Source organism: Stutzerimonas kirkiae, assembly GCF_004327335.1.
In the GTDB taxonomy this organism is placed as follows: domain Bacteria; phylum Pseudomonadota; class Gammaproteobacteria; order Pseudomonadales; family Pseudomonadaceae; genus Stutzerimonas; species Stutzerimonas kirkiae.
On the sequence record NZ_QJUO01000013.1, the window covers coordinates 1 to 17,794 of the forward strand.

The following is a 17,794-nucleotide window of genomic DNA, read 5'->3' on the forward strand; positions in this document are numbered from 1 at the left end:
ACTATGGAAAGAGCCGGCGGCGCAGTACCGAATCATCCATAGGACTTGCGGTTTCGCCGGTCTGTTTCTTTCAGGCAGCGCCGATAGTGGCTGTGCGGATGCCTGGTGGTGGGACGGGGCCTTCGCCGCCAGGGATGGCGGCGAAGAGCTACAGGGATGTATTCACGCGTGCCCCGTCCCACCACCAGGCATTCGCACAGGAACGGTGATCCCGAGATCGCGCTCTACGATCCTGAAGCCACAAACACGATTGCCAATCCAGTAGCGATGTATCGCTCCCGGGGCGATCGCGCTATGCACTGCAAACAGCCGAAAACAGCGCTGGAAGGCTCGAGGCTGGACGAAAGCGTGACAGCCGGTGTTTTTCGTCCAGCGTTCCAGCCTCCGGCGCTTTTATCGAAGCACCAACGGCATAGCGCGATCGCCCCGGTATCGCCCCCTGAGACAAGGCATACTCGGTGCTCCATCAGCGTGGCTTGCGCAATGGCGTATCGCGCTGTGCCGCACGCACGTATTGCGCCGGCCAGGGTACCTCGCTGTCGCGCAAGGCTTCGGCGGCGTGCAGCGGCCAATAGGGGTCGCGCAGCAGTTCCCTGGCCAGCAATACCAGGTCGGCCTGGCCAGTACGCAATATATGCTCGGCCTGCACCGCCTCGGTGATCAGGCCAACCGTCCCGGTGGAGATATGCGCCTCGCGGCGAATACGCTCGGCGAAGCGGGTCTGGTAGCCGGGGCCGATGGGGATTTCCGCATTGACCGCGGTCCCGCCCGTGGAAACATCGATCAAGTCGACCCCCAGGCTCTTCAAGTGACGCGCCAGCTCGACGGTTTCGTCGGCACTCCAGCCGTCCTCGACCCAGTCGGTGGCCGACAGCCGGACGAATAGTGGCAACGCCTGGGGCCAGGACTCGCGTACGGCGGTGGAAACCTCCAGCAGCAAGCGGATACGCCCTGCGAACGAACCGCCATAGCCATCCTGGCGCTGGTTGGAGATCGGCGACAGGAACTGGTGCAACAGATAGCCGTGGGCCGCGTGGATCTCCAATACCTTGAAGCCGGCACGCCGGGCACGCCCGGCCGCCTCGACGAACGCCTGGATGACCGATGCGATAGCGGCTTCGTCCAGCGCCTGCGGCACCCGGTGCTCCGGATCGAAGGCAATGGCGGAAGGGCCGACGGGGAGCCAGCCGCCCTCCTCCAGCGGCACGCTGCCGTGCCGGCCCAGCCAAGGCTGCCAGACACTGCCCTTGCGCCCGGCATGTCCCAGTTGTATGCCGGGTACCGCGCCCTGGCTTTCGATGAAGGTGGCGATGCGCCGCAAAGGCTCGACCTGCGCCTCATTCCAGAGGCCCAGGTCGCAGGCGCTGATGCGCCCCTCGGGCAATACCGCGGTCGCTTCCACCAGCACCAGGCCGGCGCCGCCCACGGCCCGGCTGCCCAGGTGGACCAGATGCCAGTCATTGGCCAGACCATCCTCGGCCGAATACTGGCACATCGGGGAAACCGCTATGCGATTGGGCAGGGTCAACTGGCGAAGTGTCAGGGGCTGGAATAGATGTGTCATGGCTGGCCTCATCTGCAGGGGAATTGCACTTTCAAGTAAAGACCGCCCGGGACCGAAGGTACAGCCAGCCCATGTACAAGTCGCCATACGGTCTTGCCTCGTCACAACGGCGATCGAGTCGCGCCATCCCATGGCTGACCTGTGTCAGTATTCCACCCGATGCCGTACCAAAGCAGCGCATGCGGCTTTCCCCGGCCACTGCCATGCTGAACAATAAGCCGATAGCCTTTATCATCCGCCGACCGGATTCTTCGTTCAAAGCAGGAGCCCCATCCAATGAAACAGGAAAGAAAGGCCACACTCGGCAAACTGGCGTTGCTGGTGGCAGTGCTCGGCGTGGTCGCCATCGGCTGGTGGACCATGCAGACGGATGAGCTTGGGGAAGGCTTCGCCAGCGCCAATGGGCGCATCGAGGCGACCGAAGTCGATGTCGCGAGCAAACTGGCTGGCCGCCTGCAGGAGATCCTCGTCGACGAGGGCGACTTCGTGCAGGAGGCGCAGGTGCTGGCGCGCATGGACACGCAGACACTCGAAGCGCAACTGGCCCAGGCCCAGGCGCAGACGCGCCAGGCACAGAACGCCATCCGTACCGCCGCGGCCCAGGTCAGCCTGCGCCATAGCGAGAAAGTCAGCGCCGAAGCCGTGGTCGCCCAACGCCAGGCCGAACTCACCGCCGCGCAGAAGCGCCATGCGCGCACCGCCATCCTGGTCAAGCGCAACGCCATGCCCCAGCAGCAACTGGACGATGACACCGCCCAATTGCAAAGCACCCAGGCCGCGCTTGCGGCGGCACGTGCCCAGGTGCACTCGGCACAGGCCGGCATCGAAGCAGCCGAATCCCAAGTCATCGAAGCGGAGTCGGCGGTGGAAGCCGCCCAGGCCAGTGTCGAGCGCCTGCAGGCCGATATCGAGGACAGCCAGCTCAAGGCACCCCGCAGCGGTCGCGTGCAATACCGGGTCAGCCAACCGGGCGAGGTGCTGGGCGCCGGAGGCAAGGTGCTCAACCTGGTGGACCTGAACGATGTCTACATGACCTTCTTCTTGCCGTCGCACCAGGCCGGCCGCGTCGCACTGGGCTCGGATGTCCACCTGATCATCGACGCCGCGCCCGATTACGTCATCCCGGCCAAGGTCAGCTTTGTCGCCAGTGTCGCGCAGTTCACCCCCAAGAGCGTGGAAACCGCCAGCGAGCGGGAGAAACTCATGTTCCGCGTCAAGGCCCGCCTGGACCCGCAACTGCTGCGACAACACCTGGAGCAGGTCAAGACCGGCGTCCCCGGCATGGCCTATCTGAAACTCGATGCACAGGCGCAATGGCCTGAACGGTTGCAGATCCGGGTACCGCAATGAATGAGAGCACCGCGCCGGTCGTGCGGCTGCAGAAGGTCAGCCTGCACTACAAGGACACCTGCGCCCTCGATGAGGTGACCCTGGATATTCCGGCCAATCGCATGGTCGGTCTGATTGGCCCGGACGGCGTCGGCAAGTCCAGCCTGCTGGCCCTGGTCTCCGGCGCTCGCCGCCTGCAACAGGGCGAGGTCTGGGCGCTGGGCGGCGACATGGCGCAACGCGGCCACCGGCGCGCGGTCTGCCCGCGTATCGCCTATATGCCACAGGGCCTGGGCAAGAATCTCTATCCGACCCTGACCGTCTTCGAGAACCTCGAGTTCTTCGCTCGCCTGTTCGGCCAGGCCCAGGCCGAGCGCGAGGCGCGCATCGCCGACCTGGTGCAGAGCACCGGCCTCGCCCCCTTCACCGATCGCCCCGCCGGCAAGCTCTCGGGGGGCATGAAACAGAAGCTCGGCCTGTGCTGCGCGCTGATCCACGACCCCGACCTGCTGATCCTCGACGAACCCACCACTGGCGTCGATCCGCTCGCCCGCAGTCAGTTCTGGGAACTGATCGAGCGTATCCGCCAGCGCCGCCCCGGCATGAGCGTGCTGGTCGCCACCGCCTATATGGACGAGGCGCAGCGCTTCGACTGGCTGGTGGCCATGGATGACGGCAAGGTACTCGATACCGGCACCCCCGGCGAACTGCTGCAACGCACCGGACGCGACAACCTGGAGGCGGCCTTTATCGCGCTGCTGCCGGAAGAAAAACGCCGCGGCCACCATGAACTGGTGATTCCGCCACGCCCCGAGGTCGAGGGCGAGCATGCCGTCGCCATCGAGGCCCACGGCCTGACGTGCCGCTTCGGCGATTTCGTCGCCGTCGATCATGTGGATTTCCGTATCGAGCGCGGGGAGATCTTCGGCTTCCTCGGCTCGAACGGTTGCGGCAAGTCCACCACCATGAAGATGCTCACCGGCCTGCAGCCGGCCAGTGAGGGCGAGGCCTTCCTGTTCGGCCAGCCGGTCGATACCCGCAACATCGACACCCGTCGCCGGGTCGGCTACATGTCGCAGGCCTTCTCGCTGTACAGCGAACTCAGCGTGCGCCAGAACCTCGACCTGCACGCCCGACTGTTCCATATCCCCGCCGAACGCCGCGATACGCGCATCGAGGAAATGCTCGAACAGTTCGACCTGCACGGCGTCGCCGAGCAAATGCCCGGCGACCTGCCGCTGGGGGTGCGCCAGCGCCTGTCGCTGGCGGTGGCGGTGATCCACCAGCCGGAAATCCTGATCCTCGACGAACCCACCTCGGGTGTCGACCCGGTGGCCCGGGACGGTTTCTGGGAGCTGCTGATCAAGCTCTCGCGCGAAGATGGCGTGACCATTTTCATCTCCACACACTTCATGAACGAGGCACTGCGCTGCGACCGCATGTCGATGATGCATGCCGGGCGCGTGCTCGCCAGCGACACCCCACGTGGCCTGATGGCCAGGCGCGGGCTGGATACCCTGGAAGAAACCTTCATCGCCTACCTGAAGGATGAAGTCGCGGACGATGGTGCCATGGATAGCGAGAATGCCACGCCATCGGCCGAGCTCGGCGACAGCCATGCCGACCTGAACGCGCGCTTCAGCCTGCGCCGCCTGCTCAGCTATACCCGGCGCGAGTCCATGGAGCTGCGGCGCGACCCGATCCGCGCGACCCTGGCGCTGCTCGGCACCGTGCTGCTGATGTTCATCATGGGCTACGGCATCAGCATGGATGTCGAAGACCTGCCCTATGCGGTACTGGACCGCGACCAGACCAGCACCAGTCAGACCTATGTGCAGAATATCTCCGGCTCGCGCTATTTCATCGAGAAGTCGCCACTGTACAGCTACGATGAGCTCGACCAGCGCATGCGCAACGGCGAACTCAGCCTGGCGGTGGAGATCCCACCCGGCTTCGGCCGCGACCTCAAGCGCGGTGCCGTACCGGAGGTCGGCTTCTGGATCGACGGCGCCATGCCGACACGCGCCGACACGGTCCAGGGCTATGTCCAGGGCATCCACCTGAGCTACCTGCAGGCGCTGGCCGCCAGTCAGCCCCACGCGGTCGCCGGCAGCTCCACCGATATCGCCCTGCGCTACCGCTACAACCCCGACGTACGCAGCCTGCCGGCCATGGTGCCGGCGGTGATTCCACTGCTGCTGATGCTGATCCCGGCGATGCTCACCGCACTGGGCGTGGTGCGGGAAAAGGAACTGGGGTCGATCACCAACCTCTATGTCACGCCGGTGACACGCCTGGAGTTCCTGGTCGGCAAGCAGTTGCCCTATATCGTCCTGGGCATGGTCAACTTTTTCCTGCTGGTGGCGCTCGCGGTGCTGATATTCGATGTGCCGGTCAAGGGCAGCCTGCTGGCCCTGAGCCTCGGTGCGCTGCTCTACGTCATCTGCGCCACCGGCCTCGGGCTGCTGATCTCGTCGGTGCTCAACAGCCAGATCGCGGCGATCTTCGGCACCGCCATCGCCACCCTGATCCCCGCCACGCAATTCTCCGGGCTGCTGCACCCGGTCTCGGCCATGGAGGGCGCTGGCGCGATGATCGGCAATCTCTATCCGACCACCCACTTCCTCACCATCAGCCGCGGCGTGTTCTCGAAAAGCCTGGGGCTGGTGGAACTCTATCCGTACTTCATCCCCCTGCTGCTGACCATCCCGGTGCTGACGCTGTTCAGTGTCCTCGGCCTGAAGAAACAGGAGAAATGACATGGCCAGCCTGAGCAACATCCTGCAACTGGGTATCAAGGAGCTACGCAGCCTGTACCGCGACCCGGCGCTGGTACTGCTGATCGTCTATGCGTTCACCCTGGGCATCTACTCCAGCGCCACCGGCGTGCCGGAAGCGCCGCACCGCGCCACCATCGGCGTCATCGACGAAGACCAGTCGCAGGTTTCCCAGCGCATCATCAGTGCCTTCCAGATGCCCTACTTCCTGCCGCCCAAGCCCATCGACCTGCAGGAAATGGACCAGGGCATGGATGCCGGCCTCTACACCTTCACCCTGAGCATCCCGCCCGACTACCAGCAGGACCTGCTGGCCGGACGCCAACCGACCATCCAGCTCAACGTGGATGCCACGCAGATCACCCAGGCCTTCACTGGCGCGGGGCATATCCAGCAGATCATCAGCGACGAGACCAGCGCCTTCCTCGCCCGCTATAAAAGCGCCAGCGCACTGCCGGTGAATGCCGTGGTGCACATGAAGTACAACCCCAACCTGGTGCGCTCCTGGTTCGGCGCGGTGAACGAGGTGATCAACCAGATCACCCTGCTGTCGATCATCCTCACCGGCGCGGCACTGATCCGCGAACGCGAGCATGGCACCATCGAACACCTGCTGGTGATGCCCATCACCCCCTTCGAGATCATGTGCGCCAAGGTCTGGTCGATGGGGCTGGTGGTACTCTGCGCATCGGCCATCGCCCTGGCGCTGGTGGTCGAAGGCTGGCTGGCGGTACCGATTCCCGGCTCCATACCGCTGTTCCTCAGCGGTGCGGCGTTGCATCTGTTCGCCACGACCTCGATGGGCATCTTCTTCGGTACCCTGGCGCGCTCCATGCCGCAACTGGGCCTGCTGGTGATCCTGGTGCTGATGCCCTTGCAGATTCTCTCGGGAGGCATGACCCCACGTGAAAGCATGCCGGAGTTGGTGCAGCAGATCATGCTGGCGGCACCGACCACTCACTTCGTGCAACTGGCCCAGGCCATCCTGTTCCGAGGCGCCAATATTTCCATCGTCTGGCCGCAACTGCTGGCCTTGATCGCCATCGGCTCGGTGTTTTTCGTCGGCGCCCTGTCACGCCTGAGAAAATCCCTGCACTGACCCAGCCTGGCGCGCCATGAGGCGCGCCGCTGCGCCGTCCCCCCGTCCTATCCAGCCCCTCCCGAAAACACCCTGCCCGATTGGTCAAACCTATTTCCACGGCGAGCTATAATTATTATAATGGTAAGTATTATCATTAGACTTAAGGATTCTTAATCCCATCGCCTTGCCATGATTGTTAAAAAGACTCCCGCTTTAGCCCACACTCACTGAGGAACAGCGCATGCGCGTTCTGGTAGTAGAAGACGACGCCTCCGTCAGCCACTGGATCGGCAGCAAACTGCATGCCTCAGGGCATAATTTCCGCCTGGCCGATGATGGCGAAGGTGCCCTGCAGATGATCCAGAACGAAGCCTTCGATGTCGTCATCCTCGACCGCGTGCTGCCCAGGATGGACGGCATCGAACTGCTGAACCGCCTCAACGGGCGGGCACGCCCGCCGATTCTCGTACTCTCGGCCAACGACCAGATAGCAGATCGCGTCGAAGGACTGCGTGCCGGTGCCGACGACTACCTGGGCAAGCCCTTCGATTTCACCGAACTGCTGCTGCGCCTGGAACTGCTGGCCAAGCGCAATACCCACCTGCAGCAGGACGAGCGCCTGCACATCGAAGACCTGTGCATCGACCTCAACCGCCGGGAAGTACAGCGCAACGGCAACAGCATCGATCTCACCGACAAGGAGTTCAAGCTGCTGCAGGTACTGGCCGAACACCAGGGCCAGACCGTTACCCGCGCCATGCTGCTGGAAAAGGTCTGGGGCTATCACTTCGATCCACAGACCAACCTGATCGACGTGCACCTGTCGAAGTTGCGCAACAAGATCGACAAGGGCTTCGAGCGCCCGCTGATCCGCACCATAAGGGCCATCGGCTATGTCCTGGGGTAGCACCCGCAACCTGCGTCTGCTGCTCAACACCAGTAACTTTCGCCAGGCCGCCACCATTGCCTTCATCTGCCTGCTGGTCGCGTTGATGTCCATGGTTTTCAGCAACCACCTGCTGGAAATAGTCATGCGCAGCCACGTACGCGACATGATCCTCACCGACATCCGCTCGCAGCAGTTGCATGGGCGCCTTACCGAAGCCAGGAACGTCGCCGCGGCGCTCACCTACCGGCAGCCCTTCGAGTTGCGCAAGGATCGCCACTCGATCGTCTTCGACAGCGCCGACCAACCGCTGTATGGCGACGCCCGGCTGATGCCTCGCGACAACTGCCCGGCACCCTGCGCGAGCAACTGGCGCCACGCCGAACTGCGGGACTCCAGAGGCCGCACCATGGAAATCCTCGGGCTGGTCGTACCACTTTCCGACGGCGGGCAATATTTCAGCGCCTACGACCTGCGCCCGATGCTGGAAAGAACCCGCATCATCCCGCTGCTCGCCAGTGCCAGCCTGTTGATCATCCTGCTGTCGATCATGCTGATCAGCCTGCCCTTCAGCATTCGCAACCTGTCGCGCATCAACCGTATCCGCGATGCGCTCGGGCGCTATGCCAGCGGCGACCACAGCGCGATGGTCCCGCATGACCGCCAGGGCGACGAGTTCGACCAGTTGGGCAACGAAATCAACCAGGGCCTGCACCGTATCAACCGGCTGATGGATGAAGTGCAGAACATCACCAGCCATATCGCCCACGAACTGCGTACACCGCTGACACGCCTGCAGGGCCGGTTGTGGAATGTCGCGGAAATGGTCGACGGCGCTGCCCGCGATGAATTGCAGCGCGCCATCCAGGATGGCGAGCGCATCCAGAACCTGTTCCGCGCGGTCATGCGTATCGCCGAGGTGGAAACCGGCCGCTGCGCCCATCAGTTCGAGCCGATCCACGCCCGCCAGTTGCTCGAGGATATCCGCGAGTACTACTTGCCACTGGCGGAGGAACGCGCCTGCGAACTGGTGATCCAGACGGCCGACGACTGCCAGCTCTATGGCGACCGGGCACTGCTGTTCCAGGCCCTGGCCAACCTGATCGACAACGCACTCAAGTACGGACCGACCGGCAAGCCCATCACCCTCGCCATCCATAACCTGCATGGCTGGAGCCGCATCAGCGTGTCCGACCAGGGCAACGGCATCCCGCACCCGCTCAACGACAAGGCGATAGAGCGCTTCCAGCGCCTGGATACCAGTGGCGATACCCCCGGCAACGGCCTGGGGCTGACCCTGACCAAGGCCATCGCCGACCTGCACGGTGGCGAGCTGACCCTTGAGGACAACCAGCCGGGCTTGCGCGCGATACTGAGAATACGCGCCCTGCAGCGCGACTGAGGATCAATTCCTTAAGCATTCTTAATGATCGGCCGCTTGCCGCCCAGTTGAGAATAACTCCTAATATCGACACTGTTCGAAGGGATGAGATTCCCTCGGAAATTATCCCTCCCCCATCCTCAAGGAGTCGCTACATGGCCAGCCGTCTCAAACAATTCCTCGCCGATGAAAGCGCTGTCACCGCTATTGAATACGGGATTCTGGCAGCCGCCATGGCAGCTGCCATCGGTGTGATCTTCGGTTCCGACGGCGTGTTCGTCACCGCCCTGAAAGAACGCTTCTCCTCCATCGCCGACCAGATCACCAACACCAACAACCCCGGCACCAGCCAGTAAGCAACCGGCCACGGAGCCCAGCATGTACACCACCTATGCCATGCTCGTCCTGCTGCCGGCGCTGGCCTGGGTGATCTGCAGCGATCTGCTGTACAGGCGCATCCACAACACCCTGGTACTGATCCTCCTGGCCCTGTGGCTGTTGTTGCCGCTGGCGGCGCTGTTCGGCCTCGGGCCATTCGCGGCCCTGGCCGGCAACGGCCTGCTGTACCAGGTCCTGCGCGCACTGTGCGGCGCCAGTATCGTGCTGCTGGTGGGCTTCGTCCTGTTCAGCCTGGGGCGCGTCGGAGCTGGCGACGTCAAGCTGATGGCCGTGATGTGCCTGTGGCTCAGCGGCCTGGGCCTGATGACCTTCCTGATCGTCACCGCACTGGCGGGCGGCCTGCTGGCCCTTGGCCTGCCATTGCTGACGATGCTCGAGGGCTTCTGCGCCCAGGCCTGGATGAAATTCGGCCAGCGCCACCCACGCCTGGCCATTCCAACGCCCATGGTACTGACGGAGGATTGCCCGCAAGGTATTCCCTACGGGCTGGCCATCGCCGCAGGCGCTTTCTACACCCTGCTATTTCCCATCCACTCCTGACTGCACGGTCCAACCCATGAAAACCCCTTCCATCCTTCTCCTGGCTGGCGCCCTGGTCATGGCCGGCGGCGCCGCCCTGCTGGCTCGGGTACTGATGACGCCACCGCCGCCCGTAGTGGTCGAGCAAGCCCCCGTCCGGGTCGAAGAACCAAAGCCGAAGCAACCGGCCATTCTGGTCGCCAGCCGTGACCTGCGGCCAGGCGATTTCATCGACCCCTCGGCCCTGCGCTGGCAGGACACCGACAACGCGCACGACGAGCGCCTGTATTTCATCGACGGCCGCGACCAGATCGGCCAACTGACCGGCGCCAGCGTACGCCAAGCCATCGCCGCCGGCGCAGCGCTGACCAGCAACCTGGTGGTCAAGGCCAACGAGCCCGGTTTCATCGCCACCGTCATCACCCCCGGCCTGCGCGCCGTGTCCATCCCGACCAACAACACCGGCAGCCTCTACAGCATGGTGGCATCGGGTGACAGGGTGGACGTGCTGGTCAACCTGGAGCGGGCCCAGGAAGCGCCCCTGGTCAATCCGCTGAACCAGGACCAGATACCGCGCCTGGCAACCCAGACACTGCTACGCGACGTTCGCGTGCTGGCCATCAACAACCAGGCCCGCAGCCCGCTGCAACCGCGCCCGGAAGTGGAACCCAAGGCCAAGAAGAAGGATACCGACGCCTACCCTTCTTCCTTCCCCGAAACCGTCACGCTGGAAGTGCCACCGGCCTATACCGAGAAACTCGCCCTGGCCAGCCAGATCGGCACGTTGCAACTGGCGCTGCGCAGCAGCCAGGAGCATAGCGACGGCCAGGTCAAGCCAGGCAGCGGGCATGTCACCACCCTGGCCCAGACCACCGGCGTCTACCAGGCATCGGCCCCTTCGGCGAACTCGAAGGTGGCTACATTCCATGGCAACGCCGCCGGAGTCGTGCAGTTCGGCCAGCAGTAACCCGACATTGTCGACGGCTGGCACGCACCAGCCGCACCTGCCCAACAGAGAACCCAACAAATGAAGTTCGCGTTCAAAACCACAGCCCTCTCGCTGGCTTGCGCCCTGGGCGCAGGGATCGCCGCTCCCGGACTCGCCCACGCCACCAGCCAGGATAGCGCCGATACGCCGGCAGAGCCGGCCAACACCTACAACCCGGACCTGGACCTGGCGTTCCTCCAGCAGATCCATACCCAGGCAGGGCAGGTCGTCGAGGCCGGGACGATAGCGCAAGCAGGGGTTACCCAAAGCGCAAAAGCGCAAAAGCGCACAGACCAGCAAAACACAGCATCGCGTTTACGCAAGCAATTAACGCAAATCAGCGAAACCGAGGACATCAAGCTGCTGGTCAAGCAGGGCCGCCTGCTGCAACTGCCCCGGCCCGCCGCCAAGGTACTGGTGGCCGACCCCAGCATCGCCAGTTTCCAGATGCCCTCGGCGGGCAGCGTCTTCGTCTTCGCCCAGGCAGCCGGCACCACCACGCTCTACGCCCTGGATAGCGACGACAAGGTGATCGCGGCGATCCGCCTGGTGGCCAACCACGACCTGGCGGCCCTCAGCGAGCAGATCCAGAATGAAGTGCCCGGTTCGCGTGTCGAATTCGGCCCGGCCACCAACAATGGCCTGATCGTTCGCGGCAGCGTACGCACCCCGCAGCAGGCCAAGCAGGTGATCAGCAGCGTCGAGTCCTACCTCGGCGGCAGCAGCGCCAGCGGCTCCGGCGCCCAGGGTGGCGGTGGTGGCGAAGGACCGAAGGTGGTCAACCAGCTCAAGGTCGAGCTGTCGGCCCAGGTCAATATCAGCGTACGCATCGTCGAGGTGTCGCGCAGCCTGTCGACCCAGTTGGGATTGAACTGGGAAGCCACGCTGAAGAACGGCAACTACTTCTTCCGCAACGCCAGCAGCCTGTTCGACGCGACCACCGGCGCATTCACCTCCACCGGCATCAGCAATGCCGTGGCCGGCGGCTCCCATAGCTATGGTTCGACGACGGTGGCCGGCCTGCTGACCGCCCTTTCCGAAGATGGCCTGGCCACGGTACTGGCCGAGCCCAACCTGACGGCGATGTCCGGGGAAACCGCGGGCTTCGCCGCCGGCGGCGAGGTGCCCATCGTCATCATCACCAACAACAACGTGACCATCGAGTACAAGCAGTACGGCGTGATCATGCGCATGACGCCGACCCTGCTGTCGCCGAATCGCATCAGCCTGCATGTCGCGCCAGAGGTCAGCGACCTGTCCGACGAAGGCGCGGTGACGTTGGAAGGCAATGTCATTCCGGCCTTCAAGGTACGCCGCGCCGACACCACGGTGGAACTCGCCAGCGGCCAGAGCTTCGCCCTCGCCGGCATGCTGCGCAGCAATATCAACCAGAGCATCAGCAGCGTGCCCGGCCTGAAGAGCATCCCTGTCCTCGGCCGCTTGTTCGAGACCGACGCCAGCTCCCAGGAAGATACCGAACTGGTGATCATCGCCACCGCCTACGTGGTCGAGCCCACCGCCCCTGGCGACCTGCAGGCCCCCGGTCGCGGTATCCGCGCCCTGGACTCGATGATGCCGTCCCAGGCCGCCGCCGGCTACCTGTTCTGAGGAGAATTGCCATGACTGTACGCCCATTGCTGTCCTTGCTGGCGCTCTCACTGCTGGTCACAGGCTGCGACCGCAACCTCAACCAGATGCGCGAGACCCGTTTCACCCCCTACCAGAGCGCGCCGCTGCCAACGGTCACGCCATCGGCCATGGTCGCTTCGCTGAAGGCGGCCGGCAACGGCAGCTTCAGCGCCGAGTCGCTGGATAATCTCAACACCCTGCTGCGCGCCCAGGGCCGCCTGTCGCGTCAGACCCTGAGCCTGCAACCCTATACGCCTTCCGGCGAGCGCCTGGCACAACGCCTGGCTGCGGTCCTGCGTGATCGTGGCACCCCCGCCGAGCAGATCATCGTCATGCCTGTACGCCTGGAAGCTGCCGAAGCCCGGCAATGGGACCTGCAGGTGGTTTCCGAGGCCCTGGTGGTCAAGACCCCCGATTGCTCCATCGCCGACGCCGAAGTGTGGACGGTCAAGCCCTACCAGGCCATCGGCCCGATGGGCTGCGCCAACCGCGCCAATATCGCACGCATGGTTTCCGACCCGAGCGACCTCGTACGCCCCCGCACGCTGGACGCCGGCGACGGCATCGCCGCGGTCAACGCGGTCACCCGCTACTACGACGATGAAGTGCGTGAACTGCTCGACATCGACTTCCAGGAAGACTGATCCGGCAGGAGAACAGCATCATGAACGACGTATCCCGGAACACGCTCGAACCCGTCGGAGGCAAGCATGGCGTGGCCCTGTTCGCGGCCACCGAGGAAGAGGCCCGCCACTTCGGCGAACAGTTGCTGCGCCTCGGCCACTCCAGCGACATGGCCATGAGCGGCGGCATCGCCAGCGCCATCGGCTGGACCAGCAGCAACCCACCACCCACCGTGCTGCTGGTCGACCTGGATGGCGACCCCTTGCCCCTGCAGTCGATCCAGGACCTCATCGAGGTCTGCGATCCGGCCTGCCAGATCATCGCGCTGGGCAGTCGCCAGGACATCGACCTTTACCGCACATTGCTGCACAGCGGCGTCTTCGACTACCTGAGCAAGCCCGTGCCGCTCGATCTGCTGGCCTCGGTATTGTCACGCGCCCAGGGCCACGCCCTGGGCGAAATACAGTCGGCACGCAGTGGCCGCACCATTGCCGTCACCAGCGTATCAGGCGGCGGCGGTGCCAGTACCGTGGCCTCCGGGCTGGCCCTGCTGCTGTCCACCCAGCGCCACAGCAGCACCGCCCTGGTGGACTTCGACCGCAGCAATGGCGACCTCGCCCTGCTGCTTGGCTATGAGGGTGACGCCGGCCTGGCCGGCGCACTGGCCAGCGAGGAAATCGACGCGCGCTTCCTGCAACGCGCCATGGGCCGGATCAACGATCGGCTCTACCTGCTCGCCCAGGAACCCAGCCTGTATGCGGATGCGAATTTCAGCACGGAACATCTGCTGACCCTCGGCGCCAGCCTGTGCCGTATGTTCAACCAGGTCATCTGGGATCTGCCAGCGGGCCGCCCGCAAGGCTCCCTGGATGTGCTCGCCCATGCCCAGACCCGCATCCTGCTGACCGATTTCACCGTGCAGGATGCTCGCAACAGCCACCGGCTGCTGCGCGAGATCGGCGACGAAAGCGCCGGCCAGCACCTGCTGCTGGTGGCCAACCCTTCGCGCCAGGGCCAGGCCGGCATCGTCGAACGCAGCCAGTTCGAGGAGTTCGTCGGACGCCCGGTCGACCTGATCCTGCCCCACGCCGGCCAGGTCCTCGGCGACAGCCTGCTGACCGGCGCCCTGCACCTGCCCAGCGCGCCGGCCTTCCAGGCGGCCCTGCTGGACCTGGCGGACCTTGCCTGCGGCAGGCCACTGCGCAAGCAGGCGCCCGGCACCGGCCTCGTCGGACGACTGAAAAGCGCCCTGACACGCAACCGCTCGGCAGCCTGAGCCAAGGAGTTCCAGCATGCTGATCCGTCAACCGAAAAAGCCCCTGCCGGCGCGCCAGCCGCACCTGCCACAGGCCGTCGAGGCGCCACAGGAAATACGTGCCACCAGCGTCCAGCGCAACACCGGCGGCAAACCGGCGGATACCCTCGGCACGCAGAACCGGCGCATTATCCGCACCCACCTGTACGACCAGATCGACCCGCTGAAAGCCGCCGCGATGGGGCGCGACAAGCTGCGCATACAGATCGAATCGCTGATCCGCCGCATCTGTGACGAACAACGCCTGCAGCTCTCGCGCCAGGAAGAAGAAGTCATCGGCGAGGAAATGCTCAACGAGATGGTCGGCATCGGCCCGATCCAGCCACTGCTCGCCGACGACAGCGTCAACGATATCCTGGTCAATGGCGCCGGCCAGGTGTTCGTCGAACGCTATGGCAAGCTGGAACTGTCGCCGATCACCTTCATCGACGAAGAGCATGTGTTCAACACCGCGCAGCGCATCGCCGCGGCGGTAGGGCGACGCATCGACGAAAGCCATCCGATGGTCGACGCCCGCCTGGCCGACGGCAGCCGGGTGAACGTCATCACCTATCCGCTGGCGATCGACGGCACCACCATCTCCATCCGCAAATTCATGCGCCGCAACATGTCGCTGGAGATCCTCGCCGAGCGCGGCGCGATGTCCCACGAGATGGTCGAAGTGCTGCGCCGGGCGATGCTGGCCAAGCTCAATGTCATCGTTTCCGGCGGTACCGGCGCGGGCAAGACCACCCTGCTCAACGCACTGTCGCAGAAGATCAGCGACGAAGATCGCATCATCACCATCGAGGACGCCGCCGAACTGCAACTGCAGCAGATCCACGTGGTACGCCTGGAAACCCGCCCGATCAGCGCCGAAGGCACCGGCAAGGTCGACCAGCGCGACCTGGTGCGCAACGCCCTGCGCATGCGCCCCGATCGCATCATCCTCGGCGAGGTGCGTGGCGGCGAGAGCTTCGACATGCTGCAGGCGATGAATACCGGCCACGATGGTTCACTGTGCACGGTACACGCCAATACCCCGCGCGATGCCATCATGCGCCTGGAGAACATGGTGATGATGGCCAGCATGCAATTGCCGCTGGAGGCGATCCGCCGGCAGATCGCCAGCGCGGTCAACCTGATCGTGCAGGTCGAGCGCATGCGTGACGGCGCCCGCCGCATCGTCTCGATCACCGAGGTCTGCGGCATGGAGAACGAGGTCATCCAGACCCAGGAACTGTTCGGTTTCAAGACCACCAGCATCGATGCCAAGGGCAACCTCTCCGGCCAGTTCGTACCCAGCGGCCAGCGCCCGCACTTCTACGGCACCCACGCCCATCTGTTCGAGGGGCAAGCCTGATGGATGCCGTACTCGATCTGTTCACCGTACTGGTCTTCGTCTGTGTCCTGCTGGCGTTCTTCACCGCACGCGGTCTTGGCGGGAGACGCCAGCGCGAACAGGCCTCGCGCGAGCATCTGCGACAGTTGCAGGCGCAGTTGTCGGGGGCGCGGCCCGGCAACGCCCAGCTCGCGCAGGCCGAGGGCATCCTGCGCGAGCTGGAGCAGCCACCCCTGGCGCAATGGCCGCTGATCGGCCCGCGCCTGGGCAGGCTCTGGCTGGACCTGCGCATACTCGGCTGGGACAAGACGCTGCGCATGCGGCTGTCGCTGCTGGGGCTGGCCAGCCTGACCGCCGGTATCCTGCTCGGACGGGATACGCCCCTGCCCTGGCTGCTGGGCGGCCTGTTCACCCTGGCCTTCTTCCTCGGTATCGGCAACATGCTTTACCGCAGCGCCATGGCCAAGCACCTGAAGCAGCTCAAGCAGAGCCTGCCGGAAGCCATCGACGCCATTACCCGCACCGCCCGCGCCGGGGTGCCGGTCAGCAATGCCTTCGCCCTGGTCGCGGAAAACCTGCCGGGGCCGCTGGCGGTTGAATTCGCCCTGATCGACAACTGGCTGCGCCTGGGGGTCCCGCTGCGGCAGGTCATGCAGGATTCGGCCAAGCGCATCCCGCTGAACGAATACCGCTTCTTCGCCGTGATCCTGATCATCAACCAGGAAGCCGGCGGGCGCCTCGGGGAAACCCTCGACCGCCTGGCATCCACCCTGCGCGAGCGCCAGGAACTGCAACTGAAGATCCAGGCCAAGACCTCAGAGGCCCGGGCCTCGGCGAAGATCGTCGCCTCGCTGGTACCGCTGGCCCTCGGCTATATGTACCTGAACTCGCCTAAGGACTTTCACTTCCTGCTCAACGACCCCACGGGCAATGCCGTGCTGTTCTACGCCTTCGCCAGTGTCACCCTGGGCCTGCTGATCACTCACCTGATGGTCAGGAGGGTCGCATGAACCTGCTCGACGACCCGCTGCTGCAAACCTGCCTGGGCCTCATGCTCTGCGGCATCGGCCTGGGCCTGATCGGTATCTACCGCCTGCAGCGCCCATCCAGCCTGCGCGCCCGCCTCAACCTGCAGTCGACGCCCGGCGACGCCAGCCCGGTCGCGGATATCCTGCGCAACCAGGGCCTGCAACTCTCGCCACGCCAGGTAGCGATACTGCGCCCCATCGCACGCGCCGGCGACAGCCTGGCCGGGACCGACAACGACCGCCAGAACCTGCGCCGCCTGCTGGCCATGGCCGGCTTCCGCGGCCCCGAGGCGCTCGGCCTGCTGATGGCCGGCAAATACGCCCTCGGCCTCCTGCTGCTGATGATCGTGCTGTTCGGCCTGCTCGCCCCCGATAACCGCTTCGGGCTGAGCGGCCTGGCCGCCGGGCTGATCGCCCTGTTCGTCGGCAGCACCCTGCCCGAGGCCTGGCTCAGGCTGCGCAGCGCCCAGCGCGGCGAGCGCCTGGCGCGCAGCCTACCCGACGCCCTCGACCTGATGGTGATCTGCGCCGAGGCCGGCCTGCCATTGGGGCGCGTGCTGCAGGTGGTCTCCAGGGAGCTGGCGTTGTCCGCGCCGGAAATGGCCGATGAGCTGCGCTACACCTGGGCCGAACTGCAGATTCTCAGCGACCGTACGCGGGCGCTGCTGAACCTGGCGGAGCGCACCGGCGTCAGCAATATCGAGAGCATGGTCGCCACCCTGATCCAGGCCGAACGCTACGGCACGCCATTGTCCCAGGCGCTGCGCACTATTTCCGATGAAAGCCGCAAGGCGCTGATCCTCAATCTCGAAGAAAAGGCCGGCAAGCTGCCAGCCCAACTCAGCGTACCGCTGATGACCATGATCCTGCCGCCGATCGTGGCGATGATGGGCGCCCCCGCCATGGTGCGCATCATCCGCCTGCTCGGCAGTTGACCTTCCCGGAGCCATCGA

15 protein-coding genes are annotated in these 17,794 nt (G+C 64.8%); 14 read left to right on the forward strand and 1 reads right to left on the reverse strand.

The window, feature by feature from the left end:
* Positions 1 to 466: 466 nt before the first annotated feature.
* The gene (locus tag DNJ95_RS08975) at positions 467 to 1,564 is read right to left on the reverse strand and encodes an NADH:flavin oxidoreductase/NADH oxidase (protein ID WP_131184385.1); all 1,098 of its coding nucleotides are present in this window, start codon (positions 1,562 to 1,564) and stop codon (positions 467 to 469) included.
* Positions 1,565 to 1,840: 276 nt separating this feature from the next.
* On the opposite strand from DNJ95_RS08975, the gene DNJ95_RS08980 reads away from it, so the two are divergent.
* The 14 genes from DNJ95_RS08980 to DNJ95_RS09045 all read left to right on the forward strand — a co-directional run bounded on the left by DNJ95_RS08980 (position 1,841) and on the right by DNJ95_RS09045 (position 17,776).
* On the forward strand, positions 1,841 to 2,914 hold the full coding sequence (locus tag DNJ95_RS08980) for an HlyD family secretion protein (protein WP_131184386.1): 1,074 nt from the start codon (positions 1,841 to 1,843) through the stop codon (positions 2,912 to 2,914).
* Positions 2,911 to 5,652, forward strand: coding sequence for a ribosome-associated ATPase/putative transporter RbbA (gene rbbA / locus DNJ95_RS08985; protein ID WP_131184387.1), 2,742 nt, complete (start codon positions 2,911 to 2,913; stop codon positions 5,650 to 5,652). The genes DNJ95_RS08980 and rbbA overlap by 4 nt, the downstream gene beginning before the upstream one ends.
* Before the next feature lies 1 nt (position 5,653).
* Positions 5,654 to 6,769: an ABC transporter permease gene (locus DNJ95_RS08990; RefSeq protein ID WP_131184388.1), complete on the forward strand. Its 1,116-nt coding sequence runs from the start codon at positions 5,654 to 5,656 to the stop codon at positions 6,767 to 6,769.
* A gap of 223 nt (positions 6,770 to 6,992) precedes the next feature.
* Positions 6,993 to 7,658 carry a response regulator transcription factor gene (locus DNJ95_RS08995; RefSeq protein WP_131184389.1) on the forward strand — a complete coding sequence of 222 codons (666 nt, stop codon included), beginning with the start codon at positions 6,993 to 6,995 and terminating at the stop codon, positions 7,656 to 7,658.
* Positions 7,645 to 9,039 carry a sensor histidine kinase gene (locus DNJ95_RS09000; protein ID WP_131184390.1) on the forward strand — a complete coding sequence of 465 codons (1,395 nt, stop codon included), beginning with the start codon at positions 7,645 to 7,647 and terminating at the stop codon, positions 9,037 to 9,039. Before DNJ95_RS08995 ends, DNJ95_RS09000 begins: the two co-directional genes overlap by 14 nt.
* 134 nt (positions 9,040 to 9,173) lie before the next feature.
* Positions 9,174 to 9,374: a Flp family type IVb pilin gene (locus DNJ95_RS09005; protein ID WP_131184391.1), complete on the forward strand. Its 201-nt coding sequence runs from the start codon at positions 9,174 to 9,176 to the stop codon at positions 9,372 to 9,374.
* A 22-nt stretch (positions 9,375 to 9,396) separates the two neighbouring features.
* On the forward strand, positions 9,397 to 9,957 hold the full coding sequence (locus DNJ95_RS09010; protein WP_131184392.1) for an A24 family peptidase: 561 nt from the start codon (positions 9,397 to 9,399) through the stop codon (positions 9,955 to 9,957).
* A 16-nt stretch (positions 9,958 to 9,973) separates the two neighbouring features.
* Positions 9,974 to 10,903, forward strand: coding sequence for a Flp pilus assembly protein CpaB (gene cpaB / locus DNJ95_RS09015; protein ID WP_131184393.1), 930 nt, complete (start codon positions 9,974 to 9,976; stop codon positions 10,901 to 10,903).
* A 60-nt stretch (positions 10,904 to 10,963) separates the two neighbouring features.
* Complete coding sequence (locus tag DNJ95_RS09020) at positions 10,964 to 12,532, forward strand: type II and III secretion system protein family protein (protein ID WP_131184394.1); 1,569 nt, start codon at positions 10,964 to 10,966, stop codon at positions 12,530 to 12,532.
* Positions 12,533 to 12,543: 11 nt separating this feature from the next.
* The gene (locus tag DNJ95_RS09025) at positions 12,544 to 13,197 is read left to right on the forward strand and encodes a CpaD family pilus assembly lipoprotein (protein WP_131184395.1); all 654 of its coding nucleotides are present in this window, start codon (positions 12,544 to 12,546) and stop codon (positions 13,195 to 13,197) included.
* A gap of 20 nt (positions 13,198 to 13,217) precedes the next feature.
* On the forward strand, positions 13,218 to 14,453 hold the full coding sequence (locus DNJ95_RS09030) for a CpaE/TadZ family protein (RefSeq protein WP_131184396.1): 1,236 nt from the start codon (positions 13,218 to 13,220) through the stop codon (positions 14,451 to 14,453).
* 16 nt (positions 14,454 to 14,469) lie between these two features.
* The gene (locus tag DNJ95_RS09035) at positions 14,470 to 15,834 is read left to right on the forward strand and encodes a TadA family conjugal transfer-associated ATPase (protein WP_131184397.1); all 1,365 of its coding nucleotides are present in this window, start codon (positions 14,470 to 14,472) and stop codon (positions 15,832 to 15,834) included.
* The gene (locus DNJ95_RS09040) at positions 15,834 to 16,823 is read left to right on the forward strand and encodes a type II secretion system F family protein (protein WP_207388760.1); all 990 of its coding nucleotides are present in this window, start codon (positions 15,834 to 15,836) and stop codon (positions 16,821 to 16,823) included. The genes DNJ95_RS09035 and DNJ95_RS09040 overlap by 1 nt, the downstream gene beginning before the upstream one ends.
* The gene (locus tag DNJ95_RS09045) at positions 16,820 to 17,776 is read left to right on the forward strand and encodes a type II secretion system F family protein (protein WP_131184399.1); all 957 of its coding nucleotides are present in this window, start codon (positions 16,820 to 16,822) and stop codon (positions 17,774 to 17,776) included. The genes DNJ95_RS09040 and DNJ95_RS09045 overlap by 4 nt, the downstream gene beginning before the upstream one ends.
* Positions 17,777 to 17,794: the final 18 nt, after the last annotated feature.